The sequence below is a fragment of the Comamonas sp. 17RB genome (assembly GCF_030056555.1).
GTDB classification, from domain to species: Bacteria; Pseudomonadota; Gammaproteobacteria; order Burkholderiales; family Burkholderiaceae_C; genus Comamonas; species Comamonas terrigena.
This window is the reverse complement of record NZ_JASHHY010000009.1, coordinates 97,144-119,690: the sequence shown is the minus strand read 5'-3', so window position 1 is coordinate 119,690 and position 22,547 is coordinate 97,144. Positions and strand designations below refer to the sequence as shown.

Annotated in this window: 18 protein-coding genes; 9 read left to right on the top strand and 9 right to left on the bottom strand. The window is 68.1% G+C overall.

What is annotated here, in order from left to right:
* The first annotated feature begins 87 nt into the window (after positions 1-87).
* The 5 genes from QM470_RS16795 (at position 88) to QM470_RS16775 (ending at position 6,984) form a co-directional block, all read left to right on the top strand.
* On the top strand, positions 88-843 hold the full coding sequence (locus tag QM470_RS16795) for a metallophosphoesterase family protein (RefSeq protein WP_283340049.1): 756 nt from the start codon (positions 88-90) through the stop codon (positions 841-843).
* Positions 840-2,291 (top strand): serine/threonine protein kinase, encoded by a 1,452-nt coding sequence (locus QM470_RS16790; RefSeq protein ID WP_283340048.1) that lies wholly within the window; start codon positions 840-842, stop codon positions 2,289-2,291. Before QM470_RS16795 ends, QM470_RS16790 begins: the two co-directional genes overlap by 4 nt.
* Positions 2,288-3,292: a serine/threonine protein kinase gene (locus QM470_RS16785; RefSeq protein WP_283340047.1), complete on the top strand. Its 1,005-nt coding sequence runs from the start codon at positions 2,288-2,290 to the stop codon at positions 3,290-3,292. The genes QM470_RS16790 and QM470_RS16785 overlap by 4 nt, the downstream gene beginning before the upstream one ends.
* Before the next feature lie 76 nt (positions 3,293-3,368).
* Positions 3,369-4,067: a response regulator transcription factor gene (locus QM470_RS16780; RefSeq protein WP_283340046.1), complete on the top strand. Its 699-nt coding sequence runs from the start codon at positions 3,369-3,371 to the stop codon at positions 4,065-4,067.
* A 91-nt stretch (positions 4,068-4,158) separates the two neighbouring features.
* On the top strand, positions 4,159-6,984 hold the full coding sequence (locus QM470_RS16775; protein ID WP_283340045.1) for an ATP-binding protein: 2,826 nt from the start codon (positions 4,159-4,161) through the stop codon (positions 6,982-6,984).
* A gap of 10 nt (positions 6,985-6,994) precedes the next feature.
* Here QM470_RS16775 and QM470_RS16770 read toward each other — a convergent pair whose 3' ends face one another.
* Together QM470_RS16770 and QM470_RS16765 are read right to left on the bottom strand one after the other, a co-directional pair.
* Positions 6,995-7,420 carry a hypothetical protein gene (locus QM470_RS16770; RefSeq protein ID WP_283340170.1) on the bottom strand — a complete coding sequence of 142 codons (426 nt, stop codon included), beginning with the start codon at positions 7,418-7,420 and terminating at the stop codon, positions 6,995-6,997.
* 71 nt (positions 7,421-7,491) lie between these two features.
* Positions 7,492-8,217: a TetR/AcrR family transcriptional regulator gene (locus QM470_RS16765; protein ID WP_283340044.1), complete on the bottom strand. Its 726-nt coding sequence runs from the start codon at positions 8,215-8,217 to the stop codon at positions 7,492-7,494.
* A 146-nt stretch (positions 8,218-8,363) separates the two neighbouring features.
* Here QM470_RS16765 and QM470_RS16760 point away from each other — a divergent pair, with 146 nt between their 5' ends.
* Entirely contained in the window at positions 8,364-9,569 is a 1,206-nt protein-coding gene (locus tag QM470_RS16760) for an MFS transporter (RefSeq protein WP_283340043.1), read from the top strand.
* 15 nt (positions 9,570-9,584) lie between these two features.
* Here QM470_RS16760 and soxR read toward each other — a convergent pair whose 3' ends face one another.
* Entirely contained in the window at positions 9,585-10,091 is a 507-nt protein-coding gene (soxR, locus tag QM470_RS16755; RefSeq protein ID WP_283340042.1) for a redox-sensitive transcriptional activator SoxR, read from the bottom strand.
* Positions 10,092-10,271: 180 nt separating this feature from the next.
* Here soxR and QM470_RS16750 point away from each other — a divergent pair, with 180 nt between their 5' ends.
* Both QM470_RS16750 and QM470_RS16745 read left to right on the top strand, forming a co-directional pair.
* A complete protein-coding gene (locus QM470_RS16750; protein ID WP_283340041.1) occupies positions 10,272-10,760 on the top strand; it encodes a RidA family protein in 489 nt (162 codons plus the stop codon).
* 72 nt (positions 10,761-10,832) lie between these two features.
* Positions 10,833-11,978, top strand: coding sequence for an MFS transporter (locus tag QM470_RS16745; protein ID WP_283340169.1), 1,146 nt, complete (start codon positions 10,833-10,835; stop codon positions 11,976-11,978).
* A gap of 86 nt (positions 11,979-12,064) precedes the next feature.
* Here QM470_RS16745 and htpG read toward each other — a convergent pair whose 3' ends face one another.
* Entirely contained in the window at positions 12,065-14,008 is a 1,944-nt protein-coding gene (gene htpG / locus QM470_RS16740) for a molecular chaperone HtpG (protein ID WP_283340040.1), read from the bottom strand.
* 306 nt (positions 14,009-14,314) lie between these two features.
* Between htpG and aqpZ the strand changes: the two genes are divergently transcribed.
* Complete coding sequence (aqpZ, locus tag QM470_RS16735) at positions 14,315-15,019, top strand: aquaporin Z (RefSeq protein ID WP_280012492.1); 705 nt, start codon at positions 14,315-14,317, stop codon at positions 15,017-15,019.
* Positions 15,020-15,136: 117 nt separating this feature from the next.
* On the opposite strand, the gene QM470_RS16730 is transcribed toward aqpZ, so the two are convergent.
* From QM470_RS16730 to QM470_RS16710, 5 genes are all read right to left on the bottom strand, one after another.
* Positions 15,137-17,620: a TonB-dependent siderophore receptor gene (locus QM470_RS16730; protein ID WP_283340038.1), complete on the bottom strand. Its 2,484-nt coding sequence runs from the start codon at positions 17,618-17,620 to the stop codon at positions 15,137-15,139.
* 169 nt (positions 17,621-17,789) lie between these two features.
* Positions 17,790-18,854 (bottom strand): FecR domain-containing protein, encoded by a 1,065-nt coding sequence (locus tag QM470_RS16725; RefSeq protein WP_283340036.1) that lies wholly within the window; start codon positions 18,852-18,854, stop codon positions 17,790-17,792.
* A 24-nt stretch (positions 18,855-18,878) separates the two neighbouring features.
* Positions 18,879-19,388 (bottom strand): sigma-70 family RNA polymerase sigma factor, encoded by a 510-nt coding sequence (locus QM470_RS16720; RefSeq protein WP_283340035.1) that lies wholly within the window; start codon positions 19,386-19,388, stop codon positions 18,879-18,881.
* A 263-nt stretch (positions 19,389-19,651) separates the two neighbouring features.
* Positions 19,652-21,706 carry a pseudouridine synthase gene (locus tag QM470_RS16715; protein ID WP_283340034.1) on the bottom strand — a complete coding sequence of 685 codons (2,055 nt, stop codon included), beginning with the start codon at positions 21,704-21,706 and terminating at the stop codon, positions 19,652-19,654.
* Between the two features lie 7 nt (positions 21,707-21,713).
* A complete protein-coding gene (locus QM470_RS16710; RefSeq protein ID WP_172591762.1) occupies positions 21,714-22,508 on the bottom strand; it encodes a Crp/Fnr family transcriptional regulator in 795 nt (264 codons plus the stop codon).
* Between the last annotated feature and the right edge of the window lie 39 nt (positions 22,509-22,547).

Sequence of the window (22,547 nt, the reverse complement as noted above, 5' to 3'; positions counted from 1 at the left end):
TTTTTGCATCCCTTCGCCTGCACCCTAGGTCAAACCCGTAGGCCGCTTGCAAGCCCACCGCCAGCTTGGGCGCCCAAGATGGGCGGCATGAAGCTCGCACTGATCTCCGATGTCCATGCCAACCGCCAGGCCCTGACGGCCTGCCTCGCGCACGCGCGGGCCCAGGGCGCCACGCGCGTCGCCTTTCTGGGCGATCTGGTGGGCTATGGCGGCGAACCCGCGGCCGTGCTGGAACAGGTGATGCAGGAAGTGGCGCAAGGCGCCTGGGCCGTGCAAGGCAACCACGATGCCCTTGCCGTGAACCCGCCCGAACAGGTGACCCATGTGGGCGCCCAGGGCGCGCAGTGGACCCACGACCAGCTCAGCCCTGCGCAGCGCCAGTTTCTGGGCGCACTGCCGCTGACCTTCCAGGCCGGCCAGGTGCTGCTGGTGCATGCCAGTGCCGACGGCCCGCAGCGCTGGCACTACGTGGACAACAGCGCAGCGGCCGAGCGCAGCATGAGTGCCGCCACCCAGCTGGATCCCAATATCCGCTATGTCTTCAGCGGCCATGTGCACGAGCAGGCGCTGTACTTTCTGACCCCGACGGCCAAGCTGATGCGCTTCACGCCCCAGCCCGGCGTGCCCGTGCCTGTGCCGCCCTACCGCCAATGGCTGGCCATCGTCGGCTCCTGCGGCCAGCCCCGCGATGGGGACACGCGCGCCATGTACGCGCTGTTCGACGAAATGGCCTTCACCCTGACATTCCACCGCGTGGCCTACGACCACGAGGCCGCCGCCCGCGCGGTGCGCGCCACGCCCCTGCCCGAAGCATTTGCCCTGCGCCTGCAGGAGGGACGATGAAAAAACTCGCACCCGGCACCGAAGTCGACGGTTTCCGCATCCTCGACTGCATCCACGCAGGCGGCATGGCCCACATCTATGCCGTGGAATACGCCAGTGCGCGCCAGGCCGCCAGCGGCCCCGGCTTTCCGCTGGTGATGAAGATCCCGCGCATGACGGCCGGGGACGGGGCCGAGAACATCGTCAGCTTCGAGGTCGAGCTGCAGATCCACCCCGTGCTGACCGGCCCGCATGTGCCCCACTTTGTGGCCGCAGGCGATCTGCTGCGCCTGCCCTACATCGTGATGGAGCAGGTGCACGGCCACACGCTGCAGCACTGGCTGGACCAGCCCGAGCGCCCCAGCCTGCACCAGGTGGCCCAGCTGGGAACGGCCATGGCCCAGGCCGCCCACAGCCTGCACCAGCAGAATTGCTGCCACCTGGACCTGAAGCCCGGCAACGTGCTGATCAAGGAAGACGGGGCCGCCGTGCTGCTGGACTTTGGCCTGTCCTGCCACGCCCACTACCCCGACCTGCTGGCCGAAGAGCTGCGCAAGGCCGTGGGCTCGCCCGCCTGGATGGCACCCGAACAGATCGTGGGCGTGCGCGGGGACCTGCGCAGCGACATCTTCGCCATCGGCGTGATGCTGTACGAGCTGGTCACCGGCGAGCTGCCCTTTGGCAATCCGGCCACCAGCGGCGGCCTGCGCCAGCGCATGTGGATGGCGCCCGAGCCGCCGCGCGCGCTGCGCCCCGACCTGCCGGAATGGATGCAGGAAATCATCCTGCGCTGCCTGGAGCCCGAGGCCGCCCAGCGCTACCCCACGGCCGCCCAGCTGGCCTTCGACCTGCAGCACCCCGAACAGGTGCCGCTGACCGAACGCAGCCAGCGGCTGCACGGCCTGTCCCTGGGCGCCAAGCTGCGGCGCTGGGTGCGCGCGGCGGGCATGGAATACCGCCCCAGCCCCCTGCCCAGCGAGCAGATCGGCGAACGCCCCATCCTGATGGTGGCCGTCCCCCACCAGGACGTGACGGACGCCACGCTGTACTCGCTGCGCCAGGCCGTGGCCCGTTCGCTGGGCATACGCCCCGGCGCCCGGCTGGCCGTGGTGACGGTGATTTCCCCCTCGGCCAGCAGCAGCACCGATGCCCAGCGCAGCGAAACCACGCTGCACCGGCAGCACCGCTCGCGCCTCAAGCAGTGGGCACAGCCGCTGGACCTGCACGGCCATGGTGTCAGCTACCACGTGCTGGAAGCCACCGACGTGGCCCAGGCCCTGGTGCGCTATGCCGCAGGCAACAACGTGGGGCTGATGATCCTGGGGGCCGCCACGCACGGCCTGCAGATGCAGCGTCTGGTGGCCACCGTGCCGATGCGCGTGGCCCGCGATGCACCCTGCACCGTCATCCTGGTGAAACAACATCTGCCATTTGCGGCCCTGAACGCGCACGACAATGTGGTCGCATGAGCACCACCGAATCCGCCCACCCCTATGCGCAGCTGACGCCCGACTGCGTGCTGGACGCCCTGTCCAGCACCGGGCTGTGGCCCGACGGCCGCCTGCAGGCCCTGGGCTCCTACGAAAACCGCGTCTACCAGGCCTGTCTGGACGATGGCAGCAAAGTCGTGGCCAAGTTCTACCGGCCCGGGCGCTGGAATGCAGCACAGATCGCCGAGGAGCATGACTTCTCGCGCCAGCTGGTGCAGGCCGAAGTCCCCGTGGTCGCCCCGCTGGAGCTGCAGGGCCGCACCGTGCACCAGCATGCAGGCTTTGCCTTCAGCGTCAGCCCCTGGCGCGGCGGGCGCACGCCGGAGCTGGACGACTGGGACACACTGGAATGGATTGGCCGCTTTCTGGCCCGCCTGCACAGCGTCGGGGCGCAGCAGGACTTTGTCCACCGGCCGACGCTGGATGCCCAGCAGATGGGCACCGCCCCGCTGCAATGGCTGCTGGCCCATGGCGACATCCCGCCCCATGTGCGGCCGCGCTGGCAGGCGGCCTGCGAGGCAGCACTGGCCATGGCCCGCGACGCGCTGGCGCAGACCCCGCTGCGCGCCATCCGCCTGCATGGCGACTGCCACCCCGGCAACATCCTGTGGACGCCGGTGGGCGACAACGGCCAGGGCGGCCCCCATTTCGTGGACCTGGACGATGCCCGCATGGGCCCGGCCGTGCAGGATCTGTGGATGCTGCTGTCCGGCGACCGGCGCCAGCGCAGCCAGCAGCTGTCCACCCTGGTGGAAGGCTATGAGCAGCTGCGCGACTTCGACCGGCGCGAGCTGCGCCTGATCGAGCCGCTGCGCACGCTGCGGCTGATCCACTACAGCGCCTGGCTCGCCCAGCGCTGGCAGGACCCGGCGTTTCCCCGCGCCTTCCCCTGGTTTGGAACCGAAGCCTACTGGCTGGAACAAACTTCTATCCTGCTGTCCCAGGTCCTGACCATGGAAGAAGAACCATTGGCGATTTGAATGGCGGATATTGAAACATTTTGTTTCAACGTTCACCAGACAGCGGTACGCTCTGGGCTTTCCATCCGAGGACACCATGCTGATAGCCATAGTGGATGACGACAGCAGCATGCAGTGTCTGCTGCAGGCAGCACTGGAACACGCGGGCCACCAGGTGCGCCTGTTCCCCGATGCCCATTCCTTCCTGGAGCCGGGCTGCAACCCGGATCTGGGCATGCTGGTGGTGGACTGGCTGCTGCCCGACATGCAGGGCCCGGAGCTGGTCCGGGCGGCGCGGCAGCACTATGGCGCCCAGTTGCCCATCCTGTTTGCCACCCAGCGCCAGCAGGAGCGCGACCTGGTGCAGGCCCTGGAAGCCGGTGCCGACGACTTCATGTCCAAGCCGCTGCAGCTGCCGGTCTTCATGGCCCGGGTCCAGGCCTTGCTGCGCCGCTCCTACCGCGCGGGCCGCCCGCACACGCCGCAGTTCGGCCCCTACCGTTTTGACCCGGATGGCCGCCACGTCGAATTCGGCGCCCAGCGTGTCGCCCTCAAGGGACGGGAATACGCCATCGCCCAGCACCTGTTCAGCCACTCCGGCCAGCTGGTCACCCGCCAGCAACTGCACCAGCTGTTCTGGCAAGGCAAGCCGGCGGTGGAAACCCGCTCGCTGGACACGCACATCTCCCAGCTGCGCAGCAAGCTGCAGCTGGGCCTCAGCCATGACCCCCAGCACCCCTGCCGGTTCGCCCTGCAGATGGTCTACGGCACCGGCTACCGCCTGGAACGGCTGTAAGCACGGCAGAATCGGCCGGTACCGCAGCACGGTGCTGCCACCGGGGTGCCCTGGCTGCCGCCCCCCAACCCATCCTCCCCCTCCGCACCGCATGAAAGCCCCGGATCCCATGGCCTTGCCAGAGCGCGCTGCGCAGATGCGGTGGTCGGCACGCCAGCGCCTGGGCCGGTGGCTGGCCAATCTGCCCCTGGCCACCAAGACGGCGGCCCTGGTCGGCCTGACGGGCACGCTCTCCGCCGTGATTGCCATCAGCGCCATGCTGCTCTGGCAGAAGGTGGACGCGCGCTACTACACGCGGCTGAACCAGGAGACCCAGAACACCCTGCAGCTGGCCACCATTGCGGTCTACCTCAGCGATGCCACGCGCGAGATCCTGAGCGCCCCTGCCGCGCAGGAGCTGTTCGACCTGTCGCAGATCCGCCAGCAGCTGCTGCAGATCCAGATGGACCTGCGCCACGAGCTCAGCAGCATTGCCCGCCGCTCCCCGGAGCTGGCCCTGGAAATCGAGTTTCTGGACCAGCGCTCCCAGCGCCTGTTCCTGCTGGGCCATGCCGTGGTGGATGCCGCATCTACCGACGACCACGATCTGACCCAGGGACTGATCGAATACAACTTCACGCCCGCCATGCGCATCCTGCGCCAGGACATCGAGCGGCTGCAGTACCTCACCCAGAAGCTCTATACCGACCTGGGCAAAGCCCAGCGCGTGGCCCGCCAGGAAGCCATCGTGCTGATCATTCTGGCCGTGGTGTCCGCCATCTGCCTGGTCAGCGCCTTGTCCGCAGCCTCCGCCGTGCGCTGGATTTCCCAGCCGATTGCGCAGATGACGCGCAGCATGCAGCGCCTGCTGCGGCGGGACTACCACCTCCCTCCCCTGCCCCAGCAGCGCCAGGATGAAGTGGGCACCATGGCCATGACGCTGCAGGGCTTTCGCGACAGCATGCTCCACAACGAGATGCTGTCGGCGCAGGTGCTGCAAGCCCAGGCCTCGCAGCTGCTCTCGGAGCAGCTGCTGGAGCTGACCGGCGCGGTGCCGGTGGCCATCTTCCAGCTGCACCTCACGCGGGAGGGACTCAGTGATCTGCGCTTTGTCACACCGCGCTGGGAAGCGGTGGTGCGCCACGCACTCACCCCCCACCAGGAACCGGCGCTGTGGGAGCAGTTCATGCGCAGCGTGCACACGCTGGAATCGGTCACGCACGACCTGCTGGTGGCCCCGCCACGGCTGCCCGGCGCCACCTGGTTCAAGATCCTGGCCAGCACCCGGCGGCTGCCGGATGGCAGCGTCCTGTTCAACGGCGGTTGGCTGGACATCACCCAGGAAAAGAACCAGTCCCTGGCGCTGGCCCAGGCCAAGCAGGCCGCGGAAACCGCTGCGCTGGAACAGTCCCGTTTTCTGGCCACCATCAGCCACGAGATCCGCACCCCCCTGAATGCCATGCTGGGCATGACCCAGTTGCTGCAGCGCGCGTCCCTGCCCCAGGCACAGCAGCAGCAGTTGGACAACCTGGACCGCGCCGGCCGGCTGCTGCGCAGCCTGGCCAACGACGTGCTGGACTTCTCCAAGCTCGACGCCCGCCGGGTCACGCTGGAGCACACGGTGTTCGCGCTGGACCAGGTGATCGACGATGTGCGCCGCATGTGCCAGGAAGACCTGCATGCCAAGGGCCTGCAGCTGGACTGCAAGGTCGCCCCCCTGGTCCCGCCCTGGATCTGCGGCGATCCGTACCGCCTCACCCAGGCCCTGCTCAACCTGGTGCACAACGCCATCAAGTTCACGGCCCGGGGCCGTATCCGCATCCGGGTGACGGCCCTGCCGACCGCCTCCACTGCCAAGGTGCTGCTGCGCTGGAGCGTGTCCGACACCGGCCCCGGCCTGACCCGTGCCGATGCGGCGCACCTGTTCCGCCCATTCTTTCAGGTAGATGCCTCCATCTCCCGGCGCTTTGGCGGCACCGGCCTGGGCCTGGCCATCGTGCACCGGCTGGCACAGCTGATGCATGGCAAGACGGGCCTGCACAGCCGCCCCGGCCAGGGCAGCTGCTTCTGGTTCACCACGGTCCTGGCGGTGGCCACGGCCCCGGACACCGCCGCGACCACCTCGGCCTTGCCGTCCATTCCGGCACTGCAGGGGCGGCGCATGCTGCTGGTGGATGACCATGCCCTGAACCTCGAGGTCTTGCAGGGCTTTCTGCGCCCCAGCGGCGCACAGCTGGACTGCAGCAGCGATGGCGAATTCGCCTGGGAGCGGCTGCTGCAGCACGCCCCGGGCCACTACGACGTGATCCTGATCGACTTGCAGATGCCGCGGCTGGATGGCTGGAGCTTTTGCCGCCGCCTGCGTGCCCACCCGCTCTACCGCCATGTGCCCGTGCTGGCCATGACGGCGCACACCCGCCCGGAAGACCTGCGCCACTGCCAGGACGTCGGCATGAACGGGCTGGTAGCCAAACCCATTGTGGAAGCCACGCTGTGGGAGACCCTGGCACGCACGCTGGGGGAAAGCGCCACGCCCTTGCAGCAGGGCCTTGGTGCCTCCGCGCTGGCGCCGGAAGCGCTGCAGCCCTGCGGCATTGCGCCCGCCCCCGACTTTGCTGCGGCGGCCATCGAGGTGCTGCGCCGCCATGTGCCGGACGCGCGCCTGGCCCCCCTGGTGCAACAGTTCAGCGCAGACCTCGAACACCGCCTGGACACCCTGGAGCAGGCCTGTGGCGATCTTGCCCTGCTGCGCCAGCAGGGCCACCTGGTGGCCGGCAGCGTCGCCACCTTCGGGCTGGAGCGCCTGGGCCAACTGGCCGCTCAACTGGCCGATACAACCGATCTGCCATCGGCCCTCGCGCTGCTGCCGGCGCTGCAATCCAGTGCCCGCAGCGGCCTGGCCCAGCTGCACGCCCTGCTGCAGACCGACACCCTCTGACGCAGGCTGCTCAGCAACGCCCTTCGACGCGGCAGGTGGGCACCACCTGCCCGCTGGAATCGCGCCACTGCATCGGCGCCTCGGCCGGTGCAGGGTGCTCTGCCGTGGCAGCCCCGGCAGGTGTGGCCGCCGCTGGTGCCGGCGCGCGGGCGGGGTCATGCAGCACGGTCGAGGTGCCGACCCCGGCCCCCACGCGCGCGCCGCCCACGCCCGTGGACAGCCCCACACCGGCATTGCCCGTCACCTGACCGCGCTGGTTGACCCCCACCCCCACGCCCAACGGGCCCCAGCCGGTGCCGACCCCGGCACTCACGCCGCCGCTGCCCATGCCGACGCCCACCGACACCGGCCCCACAGGAATGCCCACGCCCACCCCGGCACCCACCGAGCCGCAGCCCGCCAGCAGCGCAGCCGCCGCCAGCCCCAGCACAGTCATCAGAGAACGGGCGGCATGCGGCCGGGCCTTGGCCGTCTGTGCGTCTTGAATGGCAAAGGTGGTGTGGGGTGTCATGGCAGGCTCCGGACAGGCTGGGAGGAGGAAGGCAAGGGTGAGGCAAACAGTAACGCAATCAGCTGTTCCATCAAGGGCGCGATAGCCACGTGCTGCTGCGGGTCGTCCGTCAGCAGGCCGTTGTGCACCATCCCCATCCAGAACGGACTGGCCAGCAAGCGGGCATAGTCTTCGGGGGACTGGCTCTGCAGCTCGCCTTCTTCACAGGCCAGCCGCAAGATCCCCAGCACATGCTGCTGCCAGGGGTCGAATGCCAGTTCCTTGTACAGCCGCGCCAGTTCGGGGTGCTGCCTGGCTTCGGTCAGTATCAGGCGCGCCAGGCTCCCACGGTCGCTGCGCTCGATGGCCTCCATGGTCGGCAGCAGACTGCGGCGCAGCAAGGCCTGAACGGTTTCGCCCGGCCGGCGCCGCAGCGGCTGGTAGGCCGCCGACTGCGCCAGCGCCTGCAGCACCACGCCGCGCAGCAAGGCCTCCTTGGAGGGGTAGTAGGTGTAGATCGTGCCCTTGGCCACGCCGGCCCGTGCTGCGATCTGCGCCATGGTGGCGCGGGTGATGCCCTGCTCCAGAAAAATGGCCAGCGCGGCTTCGGTGATCTGGCGTTGCGTCTGCGCCGTCTTGTCCAGACTGGGCCCGCGCCGGCGGCACGCCGCCTCGGCCACGGGCGCACCGTCCTTTTCCGGGACGGCATCAGGGCTGCAAACAGCAGTGCGCGGCACAGACACGGGTTTTCTCCTTAGAATTCACAAAATTGACCGAAAAGTCATTTTTAATTGTATGCAGGCACCGGTCTTCCACCGACCGACCGCCTCCATACCCGGCGCAGGGCCATGGAAATGCACCTGCCGCCTCCCTTACTCACTGTCCGATCATGCAAATCAAATGGGCCCCCTATCCCTGGGTGTGCTTCTCCATGTGCGTGGGCGTCATGGGCACCGCCCTGGCCAGCCCGCTCTACCCGCTCTACCAAACCCTGTGGCAGCTGCAGACCAGTGACATCACCCTGGTCTATGCCATGTACATGGCCGGCGCCATGCTCAGCCTGCTGACCCTGGGCAGCCTGTCGGACCGGCACGGCTTTGTCCGCGTGCTGCGCTGGGGGCTGGTCATCGTCACGGCCGGCTCGCTGCTCAGTGCGCTGGCCTGGAACTACGCCAGCTTTGCCGTGGCGCGGGTGCTGGTCGGGCTGGCCTCCGGCATGATCACCACCTCGGCTTCGCTGGGGCTAACCCAGCTCAACAACAAGGGCGATCTGCAGCGCGCCGCCGCCATGGCCAGCCTGACCATTGCCTTCGGCTTTGGCCTGGGCCCGGTGCTGGGCGGCGTGGTGGCGCAGTGGCTGCCACAGCCTTTGCTGACGGCCTATGTGCCTTCGCTGCTGCTGGGGGTGCTGGCCGTGGTGGCGCTGGGCCGCATCCGCCACCAGGTTCCCGTACCCACCCCCAACCCCGCCCTGGCAGCCCCCAGCTGGATGCCGCAGATCACGCTGCCCGCACCGGAGCACCGCCGCCGCTACCTGCTGGCCAGCATGTGCGTGTTTCTGGCCTTTGGCGCCTTCAGCCTGTTTGCCTCGCTGGCCCCCAGCTTCATGGCCCGCATGGTGCCCTGGCACGGACCGGCCGTGTCCGGGCTGGCACTGGGCATGATTCTGTTTCTGTCCGCCGGGTTTCAGTTCCTGTCCCGCGCCCGCAGCAGCCGCTGGTGCGCACAGGCCGGGCTGGGTGCACTGGCCGCCAGCATGCTGATCCTGCTGGTCAACAACTACCTGGGCTCCAGCCTGCTGTTTGCGCTGTGCGTGCTCACCGTGGCGCTGGGCCACGGGCTGTGCAACATCGGCGGCATGTCGCTGGTCAACCGCGTGGCACAGGCCCACAACCGTTCCGGCCTGATTTCCACCTACCTGGTGATTGGCTACATCGGCTCCATGCTGCCCATCATGGTGCTGGGCAGCATGGCCGACCACATGGGGCTGGAAACCGCACTGCCGCTGTACTGCGCCGCCATGGGCACGCTCACGCTGTGGGTGCTGTGGCGCATCTACCGCCTGCCGCCCATGGCCGTGGCAGCTGCCGCCTGATCCCCCTGCGGGGACTCAGCGGAAATGCGGTCCCGGCCCGGCATGGGCCAGCTGGTCGCTGTCATTGCGCAACGGGCAGTCCTGCAGCGACAGGCAGCCGCAGCCGATGCAGCCATCGAGCTGGTCGCGCAACTGCGTCAGCTGGCGGATGCGGTCATCCAGATCGCCGCGCCAGCGTTCCGACAAGGCCCGCCAGTCCTGGGCGGTGGGCGTGCAGCGGGGCAGCGCATCCAGTGCCGCCGCAATCTCGGCCAGTGGCACGCCCATGCGCTGCGCCACCTTGACCACCGCCACCCGCCGCAGCACCACCCGCGCATAGCGGCGCTGGTTGCCGGCGGTGCGCACGCTGTGGATCAGGCCCTTGGATTCGTAGAAATGCAGCGTGGACACCGGCAGGCCGCTGCGCCGGGCCACCTCGCCCACGGCCAGCAGCGTGCCGTCGGTGCCACTGTCGTCCGCTTTCTCGCCAGGCACGGCCTGCTGCGTACAGCTGCGGCGCGGCGCGCCGGTAGATTCCCACATCGCTAACAGCCTTTCGCATGTGTCGATTTCGGTACGTAAAAGCCTTGCAAAACATGGGCCCAGGCTATTGACCTCAAGTGAACTTGAGGTTGAAGAATGTAACCCGTTTTGGTGCTGCTTTGCTGTGGCACCACGGCACCCTCTCCCCCATCCCGCGCTTCTTGATTCGGAATCTCCTCCATGGCCCAGGCCCTTGCCGCTGTTGCTCCGTCTTCCCCCTCTCCCGCCACCCTGCCCATCCCCCAGAGCGGCCACCTGCAGCACCTGCAGCCCCCCGGGCTGTATGACGCCGCCCCCAACGGCTACACCCATGTGGTGCGGGTGGAATCGCCGCTGCGCTGGGTCTTTGTCTCCGGCCAGGGGGGCGAAAACATGGCCGCCGAACTGCCGGACGACTTTGCGGCCCAGGCCCACCAGGCCCTGGCCAACGTGCAGACCGCCCTGCATGCCGCCCATGCCGACATGGCCGATGTGGCCAAGCTCACGGTGCTGATCGTGGACCATTCGCTGGAGCGCTTTCACCTGTGGCAGCAGGCACTGCGCCAGTACTGGGGCGAGGCCCACCAGCCGCCGCTGCCGTTTCCGGCCTGCACGCTGATTCCCGTGCCCAAGCTGGCCCTGCCGGGCATGCTGATCGAGGTGGAAGCCACGGCCGTGCGCCCTTTGTGAGTGGCTGTGAGCGCCGCCCCCGTGTCTGCCGCCACGCCCCCCACGCCCCTGTCCACCCGCACGCTGGTGCTGATGGCCGCCACCTGCGGCCTGTGCGCCGGGGCCAATTACTTCAACCAGCCGCTGCTGCACTCCATCGCCCAGGAGCTGGGCGTGCATGACGGCCAGGCCGCCAGCATCGTCACCCTGGCCCAGGTGTCGTATGCCTTCGGCCTGCTGCTGCTCGTTCCCCTGGGCGACATGCTGGAGCGCCGGCGCCTGGTGCTCAGCCTGATGGTACTGGCCGCCATCGGCATGGCGCTGTCCGGACTCAGCGGCCCCAGCCATAGCTTTGCGCTGCTGGCCCTGGGCACGGGGATGACAGGGCTGTTCTCCGTGGCTGCCCAGGTGCTGGTGCCCATGGCGGCCAGCTTGGCGGCGCCAGGCACCAGCGGCCGCGCCGTGGGCCTGGTCATGGGCGGCCTGCTGATCGGCATTCTGGCCGCGCGCAGTGTGGCCGGTGTGCTGTCGGGCCTGGGCGGCTGGAATGCGGTGTACGGCGTGGGCGCCGTGGCCACCCTGGCCATGGCCGTGCTGCTGGCCCGTGCCCTGCCCATGGCCCCGGTGGCGGTGCGGCTGGGCTATGGCGCCGTGCTGCGGTCGCTGGGCCAGCTCTGGCGCCAGTACCCGCGCCTGCGCAGCCGGGCGCTGATCGGCGGGCTGGGCTTTGCCACGGTGAGCGTGCTGTTTTCCACCATGGCCCTGCTGCTGGCCGGTCCGGCCTATGGGCTGAACGACACGCAGATCGGTCTGATCGGTATCGTCGGCATTGCCGGCGCCCTGATGGCGAATGTGGCCGGCCGCATGGCCGACCAGGGCCGGGAGCAGGCCACCACCCTGGCTGGCGGCATGCTGATGCTGCTGGGCTGGGCGCTGCTGTGGCAGGGTGGTCACAGCCTGTGGGCCTTTCTGCTGGGCTTTCTGGTGGTGGATGGCGCACTGCAGGCGCTGCACATCAGCAACCAGAACGTGGTCTATGCCCTGGCACCACAGGCGCGCTCGCGCATCAACGCGGTCTACATGACCACCTACTTCGTGGGCGCGGCCAGCGGCTCGGCCGTGGGTGCCTGGGCCTGGCTGCAGGCCGGCTGGGGCGGCGCCAGCCTGGCCGGCGCCATGCTGGGCCTGCTCACCCTGGCCGTGGTGCTGTGGGACCGGCGGCTGGCGCGGGCGGGCTAGGACAGCCCGCCAAAAAACAGAACCCCGGCACCCAAGGGGCCGGGGTCGGGGATCCACGGGGCAGGCCGGACGGCCTGCCCGTAGGCTCAGACCAGCAGCGCGTTCACACGCTTCACATAGGCTGCCGGGTCTTCCGGCATGCCGCCGTCGGCCAGCACCGCCTGGTCGAACACGATCTGCGCCAGATCGTGGAAGTGCACCGATCCGTCCAGCTTCTTGATCAGCGGGTGTTCGGGGTTCACTTCCAGCACCGGCTTGCTCTCCGGCATGGCCTGACCGGCCTGCTTGAACAAACGGGCCATCTGCAGGCTCATGCCGCCGTCCTGCACCACAAGGCAGGCGGGTGAATCCACCAGCCGGCTGGTGGCGCGCACGTCTTCGGCCTTGTCCTTCAGCGCTTCCTTGAGCTTGGCCAGCAGCGGCTTGAAGGCTTCGGCGGCTTCCTCTGCCGCCTTCTTCTCTTCTTCGTTCTGCAGCTTGCCCAGGTCCACGGCGCCCTTGGCCACGGACTGCAGCGGCGTGCCGTCAAAGTCCTGCACGTAGTTCAATGCCCACTCGTCCACGCGGTCGGTCATCAGGAGCACTTCGATGCCCTTTTTCTTGAAGACTTCCAGCTGCGGGCTGTTCTTGGCGGCGGCCAGGGTGTCGGCGGTGATGTAGTAGATGGCCTCCTGGCCTTCCTTCATGCGCGCCTTGTAGTCGGCCAGCGAAGTGGACAGACCGTCGTGCGTGGTGGAGGCAAAGCGCAGCAGCTTGGCAATGCGGTCCTTGTTGGCATGGTCCTCGCCCAGGCCTTCCTTCAGCACGGCGCCGAACTCGGCATAGAACTGGCTGTACTTGCCTTCCTTGGCCTTGTCTTCATCGCTGACCACATCGGTCACCTCGGCATCGGCCGCGGCTTCGTGCTTGTCGTGGCGGGCCAGGTCTTCCAGCATGGACAGCACGCGCTTGACCGAGCCGTCGCGGATCAGCTTCACGTCGCGGCTTTCCTGCAGCAGCTCGCGGCTCACGTTCAGGGGCAGGTCGGCGGAGTCGATCACGCCCTTCACAAAGCGCAGGTACTGGGGCATCAGCGCTTCGGCGTCGTCCATGATGAAGACACGCTTCACATACAGCTTGATGCCGGCGTGCTTGTCGCGCTGGTACAGGTCGAACGGGGCCTTGGCCGGGATGTACAGCAGCTGCGTGTACTCGGTATTGCCTTCGACGCGGTTGTGGCTCCAGGTCAGCGGGGCTTCGAAGTCGTGGCTGATGGCCTTGTAGAACTCGACGTACTGCTCGTCCGTGATGTCCTTCTTGGGACGGGTCCACAGCGCGCTGGCCTTGTTCACGGCTTCCCATTCGCCGGTCTTGACCATGGCGCCGGGCTGGTCGTTCTCGCCGTCCTTCCACTCTTCCTTTTCCATCAGGATGGGCAGGCTGATGTGGTCGGAGTACTTGGTGATCAGCTGCTTGAGCTTCCAGCCGTTCAGGAATTCCTGTGCGTCTTCGCGCAGGTGCAGGATCACGCTGGTGCCGCGCTGCTCGCGGGTGATCTGCTCCACCTCGAAGTCGCCGGTACCGGTGCTGGTCCAGCGCACGCCTTCGCTGGCGGCCAGGCCGGCACGGCGCGATTCCACGCTGATCTTGTCGGCCACGATGAAGCCGGAATAAAAGCCCACGCCGAACTGACCGATCAGCTGGGAATCGGTCTTCTGGTCGCCCGAGAGCTTGTCCATGAAGGCCTTGGTACCGCTCTTGGCGATGGTGCCCAGGTGCTCGATGGCTTCCTGTGCGCTCATGCCGATGCCGGTATCGGTGATGGTCAGCGTCTTGGCCTTGTCGTCGAAGGCGATGCGCACTTCCAGGTTGGGCTGATCGCCGTACAGGCTGCTGTCGTTCAGCGCTTCGAAGCGCAGCTTGTCGCAGGCATCCGAGGCGTTGGAGACCAGCTCGCGCACGAAGATCTCGGGGTTGGAATACAGCGAATGCGTGACCAGGTGCAGCAGCTGGGCCACTTCAGCCTGGAAGGAATGGGTTTGCTTGCTCATAGGATTCTTCTGGTGAATGCGAAATCGGGGTGGGGGTCCACCGAGCCCTCAAGTGTGGCATGACCGCCACGCCCTGGTGTCGATAGACCACGACGCAGCCACATTTAGGGTCTGCCGCCACAGTTTCAAGACGCTGGCTGCTACACGCTGACACCAACATGCGCTAGCCTGGGCTTCCACGATGGGGACGTTTCTTGACAGTTGGCCCCTCCCGCGAAGAGCGGCCACTTCCTATGATCCGCGCCAGTACCGGCAACCACCTGCATGGACCGGCGTTTTTGTGGCAACTGCAAATGGAGGATGCGCATGCACAGCAATCTGAAGAAATGGTCGGCCGAGTTCATCGGCACCCTGTGGCTCACGCTGGGTGGCTGCGGCAGCGCCGTACTGGCCGCCGCATTTCCGGAGGTCGGCATCGGCCTGGCCGGCGTGGCGCTGGCCTTCGGCCTGACGGTGGTCACCGGGGCCTATGCGCTGGGTCCCATTTCGGGCGGGCACTTCAACCCGGCCGTCTCCGTGGGTCTGGCCGTGGGTGGGCGCTTTTCCTGGGGTGAACTGCCGGGCTATGTGATTTCGCAGGTGCTGGGCGCCATCGTGGGCGGCGGCATTCTGTATGTGATTGCCACCGGCAAGGCCGGCGCGGCCATTGGCGGCTTTGCCACCAACGGCTACGGCGAACACTCCCCCGGCGGCTACAACATCACCGCCGCCATCGTGACCGAGGTGGTGATGACCGCCATCTTCCTGATCGTGATCCTGGGCGCCACCGCCAAGCGCGCTGCCGCCGGCTTTGCCGGCCTGGCCATCGGCCTGTGCCTGACGCTGATCCACCTGATCTCCATCCCCGTGACCAACACCTCGGTCAACCCCGCCCGCTCTACCGGCGTGGCCGTGTTCGGCCCGGACATCGCCGTCAGCCAGCTGTGGCTGTTCTGGGTGGCTCCCATCGTGGGCGCCATCGTCGGCGCGGTGATCTACAAGGCCCTGCTGAGCAACGGCAAGGACGATTGAGCGTCCACCGCCTCGCGGCCTGGCCGCAGCGAGCAAAAAAGGAGCGCACCGCGCTCCTTTTTTGATGGGATGGCCGGCCCCCAGCTCCCGCCGGGTTGGCCGAGGCCCCCTGGGCACTCAGAAGTTGTAGCGCGCCGTCACCAGCACATTGCGCGGATCGCCATACACCCCCGTGCCATAGGACCCCAGGCCCGGCATATAGGTCTTGTCGAACAGGTTGTTGACGTTGACCGACATCGACCAGTGCTTGTCCAGCTCATAGCGCGCCATCAGGCCCACCACCGCGTACGCAGGCTGGATGGCACGCCAGTACGGTGCGGCAGGCTGCTGGTAGTAGGTTTCGCTCTGCCAGGTGACATTGCCACCCACGGTCCAGCGCGACCAGTCACCGCGCAGGCGGTAGGTGGTGCCCAGCTTCAGCAGGTGGCGCGGCTGGTTGGTGTTCACCGCCGGCGTCACCACATCCGGCTGTGCCGGCGCCTTGGACGTGCGGTAGGTATAGCCCCCGAACACGTTCCAGCCCGGCACGATGCTGCCGGACAGCTCGGCCTCCAGGCCCTGGCTGGTGATGCCGTCGATGGCGGTGTAGATCTCTTCGCCGGTGCTGCCGTTCACGCCCTCGTACTGCGCCGCATTCTTTTGCTTGATGTGGAACAGCGCCAGGCTGGTGTTGAGCTTGCCGTCCAGCAGCTCGCCCTTCACGCCCACCTCTTTGCTCAGCCCCGTCAGCGGCGACAGCGGATTGCCGCCCGCGTCCTTGTAGTAAGTCTGCGGGTTGAAGATATTGGTCACGCTGCCGTACACCGACCACTGCGGGTTCAGGTCATACACCACGCCGGCATAGGGCGTGATCTTGTGCTTGACCTGCAGGTCGTTGTTCAGGCTGGTCTTGCCCGTGGCCAGCGCAATGTTGGTGTCCATCATGTCGTACCAGCTGGCGCGGGCGCCCAGAATCACCGACAGATCGTCCGTGGGCCGCAGCCGGGTGGCCGCCGACAGGCCTTTTTCCACCACCACGATCTCGCGGTCCGCAGTGCGCGTGAACGCGGGCTGGGCAATGTTGCCGTCCCATTCAAAGTAGTTGGGGATGTTCGTCCAGACCGTGCCCGACATCTGGGCCGCCCGGTGCTGGCGTGAAGTGCCCGCGCCCAGCATCACATCGTGCGTGCGGCCCAGCAGCTCGAACTTGCCATTCAATGCCGCGTTGAAGGTGTTGACGTCGGTCTGCGTGGGGATGGTGCCCGCAATCATGCGGATGCCCGCGCCCGTCACCGGGTTCACCGTGCCGTTGTAGGCCGCGCCATACACCACATCGCGCGACTGCTTGAGGTGGCTGGCCGAGGCATCCAGCACCCAACCACCGCCAAAGTCATGCTTCAGGCTGGCAAACAGGTTGCGGCTGTCGTTGTTCCAGTAGGACCAGCGTGCCGCCGGGTTGACCGATCGGCTGAAATCGGTGCGCGTGCCATCGCTGTAGAACAGCGGCAGGTGGCCGAAGGTGGCGCCATCGGCCTTGGACTGCATGTAGTCAAAACCCACACTCAGCAGCGTATCGGGCGTGAGGTCGGCCTCGACGATGGCGTAGAAGTTGCGCGTGTCCCGGCTGTAGTAGTCCACGTTGGACTCGGCATTCTGGCCGGCCACCACGACACGTCCGCGCACCGTCCCGGCCGCGTTCAGCGAGCCGGACACATCGGCGGTCGAGCGGTAGCGGTTCCACGAGCCGGCCCCTACTTCCACCGACGCAGCGAAATCCTTGGTGGGCTTTTTGCGCACCAGATTGACCACGGCCGAGGGGTTGCCCGCCCCGGTCAGCAGGCCGGTGGCACCTTTGACGATCTCCACACGCTCATAGATGGCGCTGTCGGCCAGCGAGGTGGTGTACTGGTTGGCCGAGTCCATGGTGTTGGGCACACCGTCGAACTGGAAATTCTCGATGGTGAAACCACGCGAATAGAAGGTGTAGCGCTCGCTGTCATTGCGGCCCACGGTGATGCCGGGCGTCTTCTCCAGCACATCGGGCATGGCGGTCAGTGCCATGTCGTCCATCAGCTGGCGCGTCACCACGCTCACCGACTGCGGCGTCTCGCGCAGCGTCAGGCCCATGCGCGTAGCGGTGGACACCGGTCCGCTGGGGGTATAGGCCTGCTCGGCCACCGGGCCGTTCAGCGCGGCCGCGGTGACGGTCACCGGGGCCAGCGCCTCGGCACCGGCGGCCGGACGGGCTGGTTCCACCCGGCGCAGGGCCCAGCCGCCATTGCTCTGGCGCACCGCCTGCCAGTCGGTGCCTGCCAGCAGCGCCCCCAGGGCGCCGTCCACCGTGTAGCGGCCACGCAGGCCGGGGCTGTTCCGGCCTGCGGTCTGCTCGGGCGTGAAGGTCAGTGCCACGCCCGCCTGGGCCGCGGCACTGCGCAAGGCCGTGTCAAGCGGGCCGGCCGGAATGTCGTAGCTGCGCAGGTCCGCCACCTGGGCGTGCACCGCCGTGGCAGCCAGCGGCAGCGCGGCGATGGTGCCGGCGCACAAGGCCCAGTGCACGGCACGGGCGATCACGGTCGGCGCGAGAGAATGGCGCACGGGGCGCGGGAAGGAAGAAGGGTACATGGCGTGAAACAGTCTGTGGAATCCGATGGCAATCAATGAAAGCTCTCAGAAACCAGGACGCCTGGAACGCGCAATCGGGTCACCCTGTGCCGCATTTTCTTCAAAAAAATCCACTGGGGTGGGTCATGACAGCGAAAGCCGCAAAAGTCCGCGCCCTCCGCAGGCCGCATCACCGGCCCGTCGCGGTCTCCACCACCACCCACCAGCGCGTACGCCAGCGCACCTGCACCGGCAGCGAATTGGGCAGCATGGACAAAATGGCGTCGGCATCGGCCTGGCCATCGACCGCGCCCACAGGGAACAGCCCGGAAAAGCGCAGCCCCGCCACCGCGGGGTCCACGCGCAGCCAGCCGCTGCGGTAACGCCCGAGCTCGGCCAGAAAATCGTCCAGCCGCTGGTTGTCCACCCACAGCTGGCCCCGGCTCCAGGCAAGCTCGCGCTCACCGGCGGTCGATGGTGGCAGGGCCCGCATGCGTTCGAAGGACGTGGCCTGGCCGGCATCCAGCCGCAGCGGGACCGTGCCTGGAGGGGCATCGGCAGCATGGACTTCCACCGCGCCTTCCAGCACGGCCACCTGGGTCATGCCGTCGTGCTGGCGCACGGTAAAGCGGGTGCCCAGCGCCCGGACATGGCCTTCGGCGGTCTCGACCACAAACGGCAGAGCGCCCAGTGCCCCATCCGGATGCCCGGTGGTGAACAGGGCTTCGCCCTGCAGCAGCCGCACGCGGCGCTCGGTGGCCGTGAAATGCAGGGCCACGGCACTGCGGGTGCCCAGCAGCAGGACCGTGCCATCGGGCAGCTGGAACTGCCGGCGCTCGCCCGTGCCGCTGCGGTAGTCCGCCGCCATCTGCTGCCACTGCGGCGTGTGCGCCGCCATCCAGCCGGCGCCGACCGCCGTCCCCACACCTGCCGCCACGCCCAGCAGGCGACGGCGGGAGGCCGACGCAGGCGCGCCGTGCAACACCCGGTAGCCCAGCCCGCCGGCATTCAGCCCCGGCAGTGCACCGGTGATGGACTGCAGATGCTGCCAGGCCCGTGCGTGGTCGGCATGCGCATCGTGCCAGCGGCGCCAGCGTGCCTGCTCGGCGGTGCTGAAACCGCCGGCATGCCAGCGCGTGAACCAGTCCGCGGCCGCTTCGGCCACGGCGGCATCGATGGGCATGCCGCCTGCGCGCGGCAACGCCTCGGTACCGGGCGCGGAGGTGGTCAGAGGAGCTGGTGCACGGGATCGCATGGCAGAGCGGGTGTGTGCAGCCGGTCAGGCCAGCGCCAGCAAAAAGCACTGGCGGTGCGCCTGCATCAGATAGCGCTTGACCGAGGTCATCGACACCCCCAGCCGTTCGGCGATAGCGGCGTAGCTCAGCCCTTCCAGGTGCGCCAGCAGAAAGGCCTCGCGGGCCTTGGGGGCCAGGGCGTCCAGCACCTGGTCCACCGCCTGCAGGGATTCGACAGCGATCAGGCGCTCTTCCGGGGAAGGCGCCAGGTCTTCGGGCAGCAAGGCCAGCGCATCCAGGTAGGCGCGCTCCAGCACACGGCGGCGGTGATGGCCGATGACCAGGCGTTTGGCCACCGTGGCCAAAAAAGGCCGCGGCTGCTCGATACGCGCCGCCATGCCCGAGCTGATGACATTGACAAAGGTGTCGTGCGCAATGTCCGCCGCTTCAAAGGCGTTTCCCAGCTTGCCGCGCAGCCATGTCTGCAACCAGCTGTGGTGTTCAACGTACAGGGTGCGGACCGGATCGGCAGGGGGAGAGGGAGAAGCAGTCACGGACGAGGGACCGCAGCCAGGCGGTGGACATGTTGTATTTGAGAATTATTCGCATTCTATACACGACGGCCTTCCCCTGCCAGTCACACCCCACACCGGCACGCAGGGCATCCCTGCCCTCGGTCCCTGCGCACCGGTCACGCCCGGCCCGCCGCCGACACGGCCATGAAAAAAGGAGCGCACCAGGCGCTCCTTTGGGGTGTCAGGCCGGGGGTCCGTCCCCACCGGCTCTGCAAGCGCCCAGGGCGCTCACTTTTTCTGGATCAGAACTGCTCGTTGGCACCCAGGTAGCGCCACTGGCCCACCGGCAGATTGCCCAGCACCACCTTGCCGATGCGGATGCGCTTCAGGCCCACCACGTGCAGGCCCACCTGTTCGCACATGCGGCGAATCTGGCGCTTCTTGCCTTCGGTCAGCACAAAACGCAGCTGCTCGGGGTTCTGCCAGTCCACCTGCGCGGGCTGCAGCGGCTCGCCGTCCAGCTCCAGACCGTGGCGCAGGCGAGCCAGCTGGTCGAGCGGGAAGACGGACTGGATGTCCACTTCCCGGTCGCCATAGGTCACGCGCACCAGGTACTCCTTGTCCATGGTGGAGTCCTCGCCAATGATCTGGCGGGCCACGCGGCCGTCCTGGGTCAGCACCAGCAGGCCCACGGAATCGATGTCCAGACGGCCGCAAGGCGCCAGGCCCTTGAGCTGGCTGAAGTTGAAGTGGGTCTTGCTGGTGTCGTGGTTCCAGCGCGTCTGGGGATTGATCAGCACCACGGCGGGCTCATGGCCGTCTTCGGCCTGGCCGCTGACATAGCCCATGGGCTTGTGCAGCAGGATGGTGACCTGCTGCTCCTGGCGGTCCTGGGCGGCGCGGTCGATCTCGATGCGATCGCTGGGCACCACCAGCTGGCCCATCACGGCCACCACGCCATTGACCTTGACCCAGCCGTTTTCCACCCACTCATCGGCCTCGCGGCGCGAGCACATGCCCATCTCGGCCATGCGCTTGTTGATGCGGGCGTCGCCGGGACGCGCATCTTCGCGCGGTGCGGCGGGCTCGGGACGGATGATCTTCACCGGGGCGGCCTTGCCACCCAGCGCTTCGGGTGCGCGGTAGGTGCGGATGCCACCGTAGGAGCGCTCTTCGCCCGGCTGTGGGCCGGCACGGCGTTCGGCACGGAAATCGTCGCGGGTGCGATGGTCGGTGCGGGCAGCGCGGTCGTCACCCTGGAGGCGGCGCTCGCGGTCGCCACGCTCCGGCCGATCGCCACGGGGGGCAAAGCCTTCACGGCCACCGCCCTGCCCGTCGCGCGGGGCGTAGGGACGGCTGGGGCGGTCCGAACGCTCGAAGCGCTCGCCGCCACGCTCACCGCGCGGGCCTTCGCCGCGGGGCTGGTAGGGACGGTCCGGACGGCCAAAGCCACCTTCGCCACGGCTGTCACGGCCACCGCCTTGCCCATCACGTGGGGCATAGGGGCGGCTGGGACGGTCCGAACGCTCGAAGCGCTCACCGCCGCGGTCACCACGGTCGCCGCGGGGCGCATGGCCCTCGCGGTCGCCACGGAAACCTTCGCTGCGCTCGCCGCGCGGCTGGTAGGGGCGGTCCGGACGGCCAAAGCCGCCTTCGCCACGGCTGTCGCGGCCACCGCCTTGCCCGTCACGCAGGGCATAGGGGCGGCTGGGACGGTCGTTGTGCTCGAAACGGTCGCCACGGTCGCGGGGCGCATGGCCCTCACGGTCTCCACGGAAGCCTTCGCTGCGCTCGCCGCGCGGCTGGTAGGGGCGGTCCGGGCGGCCAAAACCACCTTCACCACGGCTGTCGCGGCCGCCACCTTGGCCGTCACGCGGGGTGTAGGGGCTGCTGGGACGGTCCGAACGCTCGAAACGCTCACCGCCGCGATCTCCTCGGTCACCGCGGGGTGCGTAGCCTTCGCGGTCGCCACGGAAGCCTTCGCTGCGCTCGCCGCGCGGCTGGTAGGGACGGTCCGGGCGGCCAAAGCCGCCTTCGCCACGGCTGTCGCGGCCGCCGCCTTGGCCGTCACGCGGTGCGTAGGGACGGCTGGGACGGTCGTTGCGTTCAAAACGGTCGCCACGGTCTGCGCGGGGCGCATAGCCCTCGCGGTCGCCACGGCTGTCATCCCGGCGGGGACGGTCGTCACGGCGGCCGGCACCGCCACGGGGCGCGCCGGAATCTTTGCCGCCGGCACGGGGGCCGGGCTTGCGGGCAGCGGGCGCCGCGGCAGGCGCGGCGGCAGGGGCTTTCACGCGCAGCGTGGCCCGGGATGCGGAAATGTCCGCATCGTTGGATTTGGGTGGTGTCGAGGACATGGGGGCGCTATTGTCGCGCCACTGCCGATTCCCCGCCGTTCGACTGGCTCTTGTGCACCTCGGCAGCACGGGGCTTTGCCGCGCTGCCACCGGGCTCGAACACCCGCCCGCGCAGGCCCGCCAGGTCCAGCACCCGCAGCCCGCCGTACTCCACCTGGATCACGCCTTCGGCTTCCAGCGCCGCCAGCGCCTCGTTGACGCGCTGGCGCGACAGGCCCACCAGATAGGCCAGCTCCTGCTGGGTGATGCGCAGCACCACCCCCACGCCCGGGTACAGCACGGGGTTGAACAGCGCAGCCAGACTGCGTGCCACCCGCACCTCGGGGTTGTTCAGGCGGTCGATCTCCCGCGCCGCAATGAACTGGCCCAGCCGCTCGTTGAGCTGGTTCATCACAAAGCGGTTGAAGCCGATGGAGTGGTCCAGCAGCCAGTGGAAGGTGTCCACGGGCAGGCCCGCCACCACGCTTTTGCGCAGGGCCTGGATGTTGTAGCGGTAGGGTTCGCGCTTGAGGGCCGTGCCTTCGCCGAACCAGCCACCGGGGGGCACGCCCGTGAAGGTCATGGTCATGCCCTGCGCGTTGTCGGCACTCATCTTCAGCAGGCCTTCGACCAGGCCGAACCAGTAGGTGACCGGGCGACCGACGGCACAGATCAGCTCGCCGGCCTCGGCCTCGCCCACCTGCAGATCGGCAATGGCCCGCTCGCGCTCGGGCGACTGGAGCAGGCGCAGCCAGGGGATCTCGTCCAGTTCATGGGGCAAAGGGGAGCGGCGGCGTTGGTGGAGGGACGGTGGCGAACTCATGGCTGCAAGCATCTCCCGATCTGTGGTTACAAAAATATT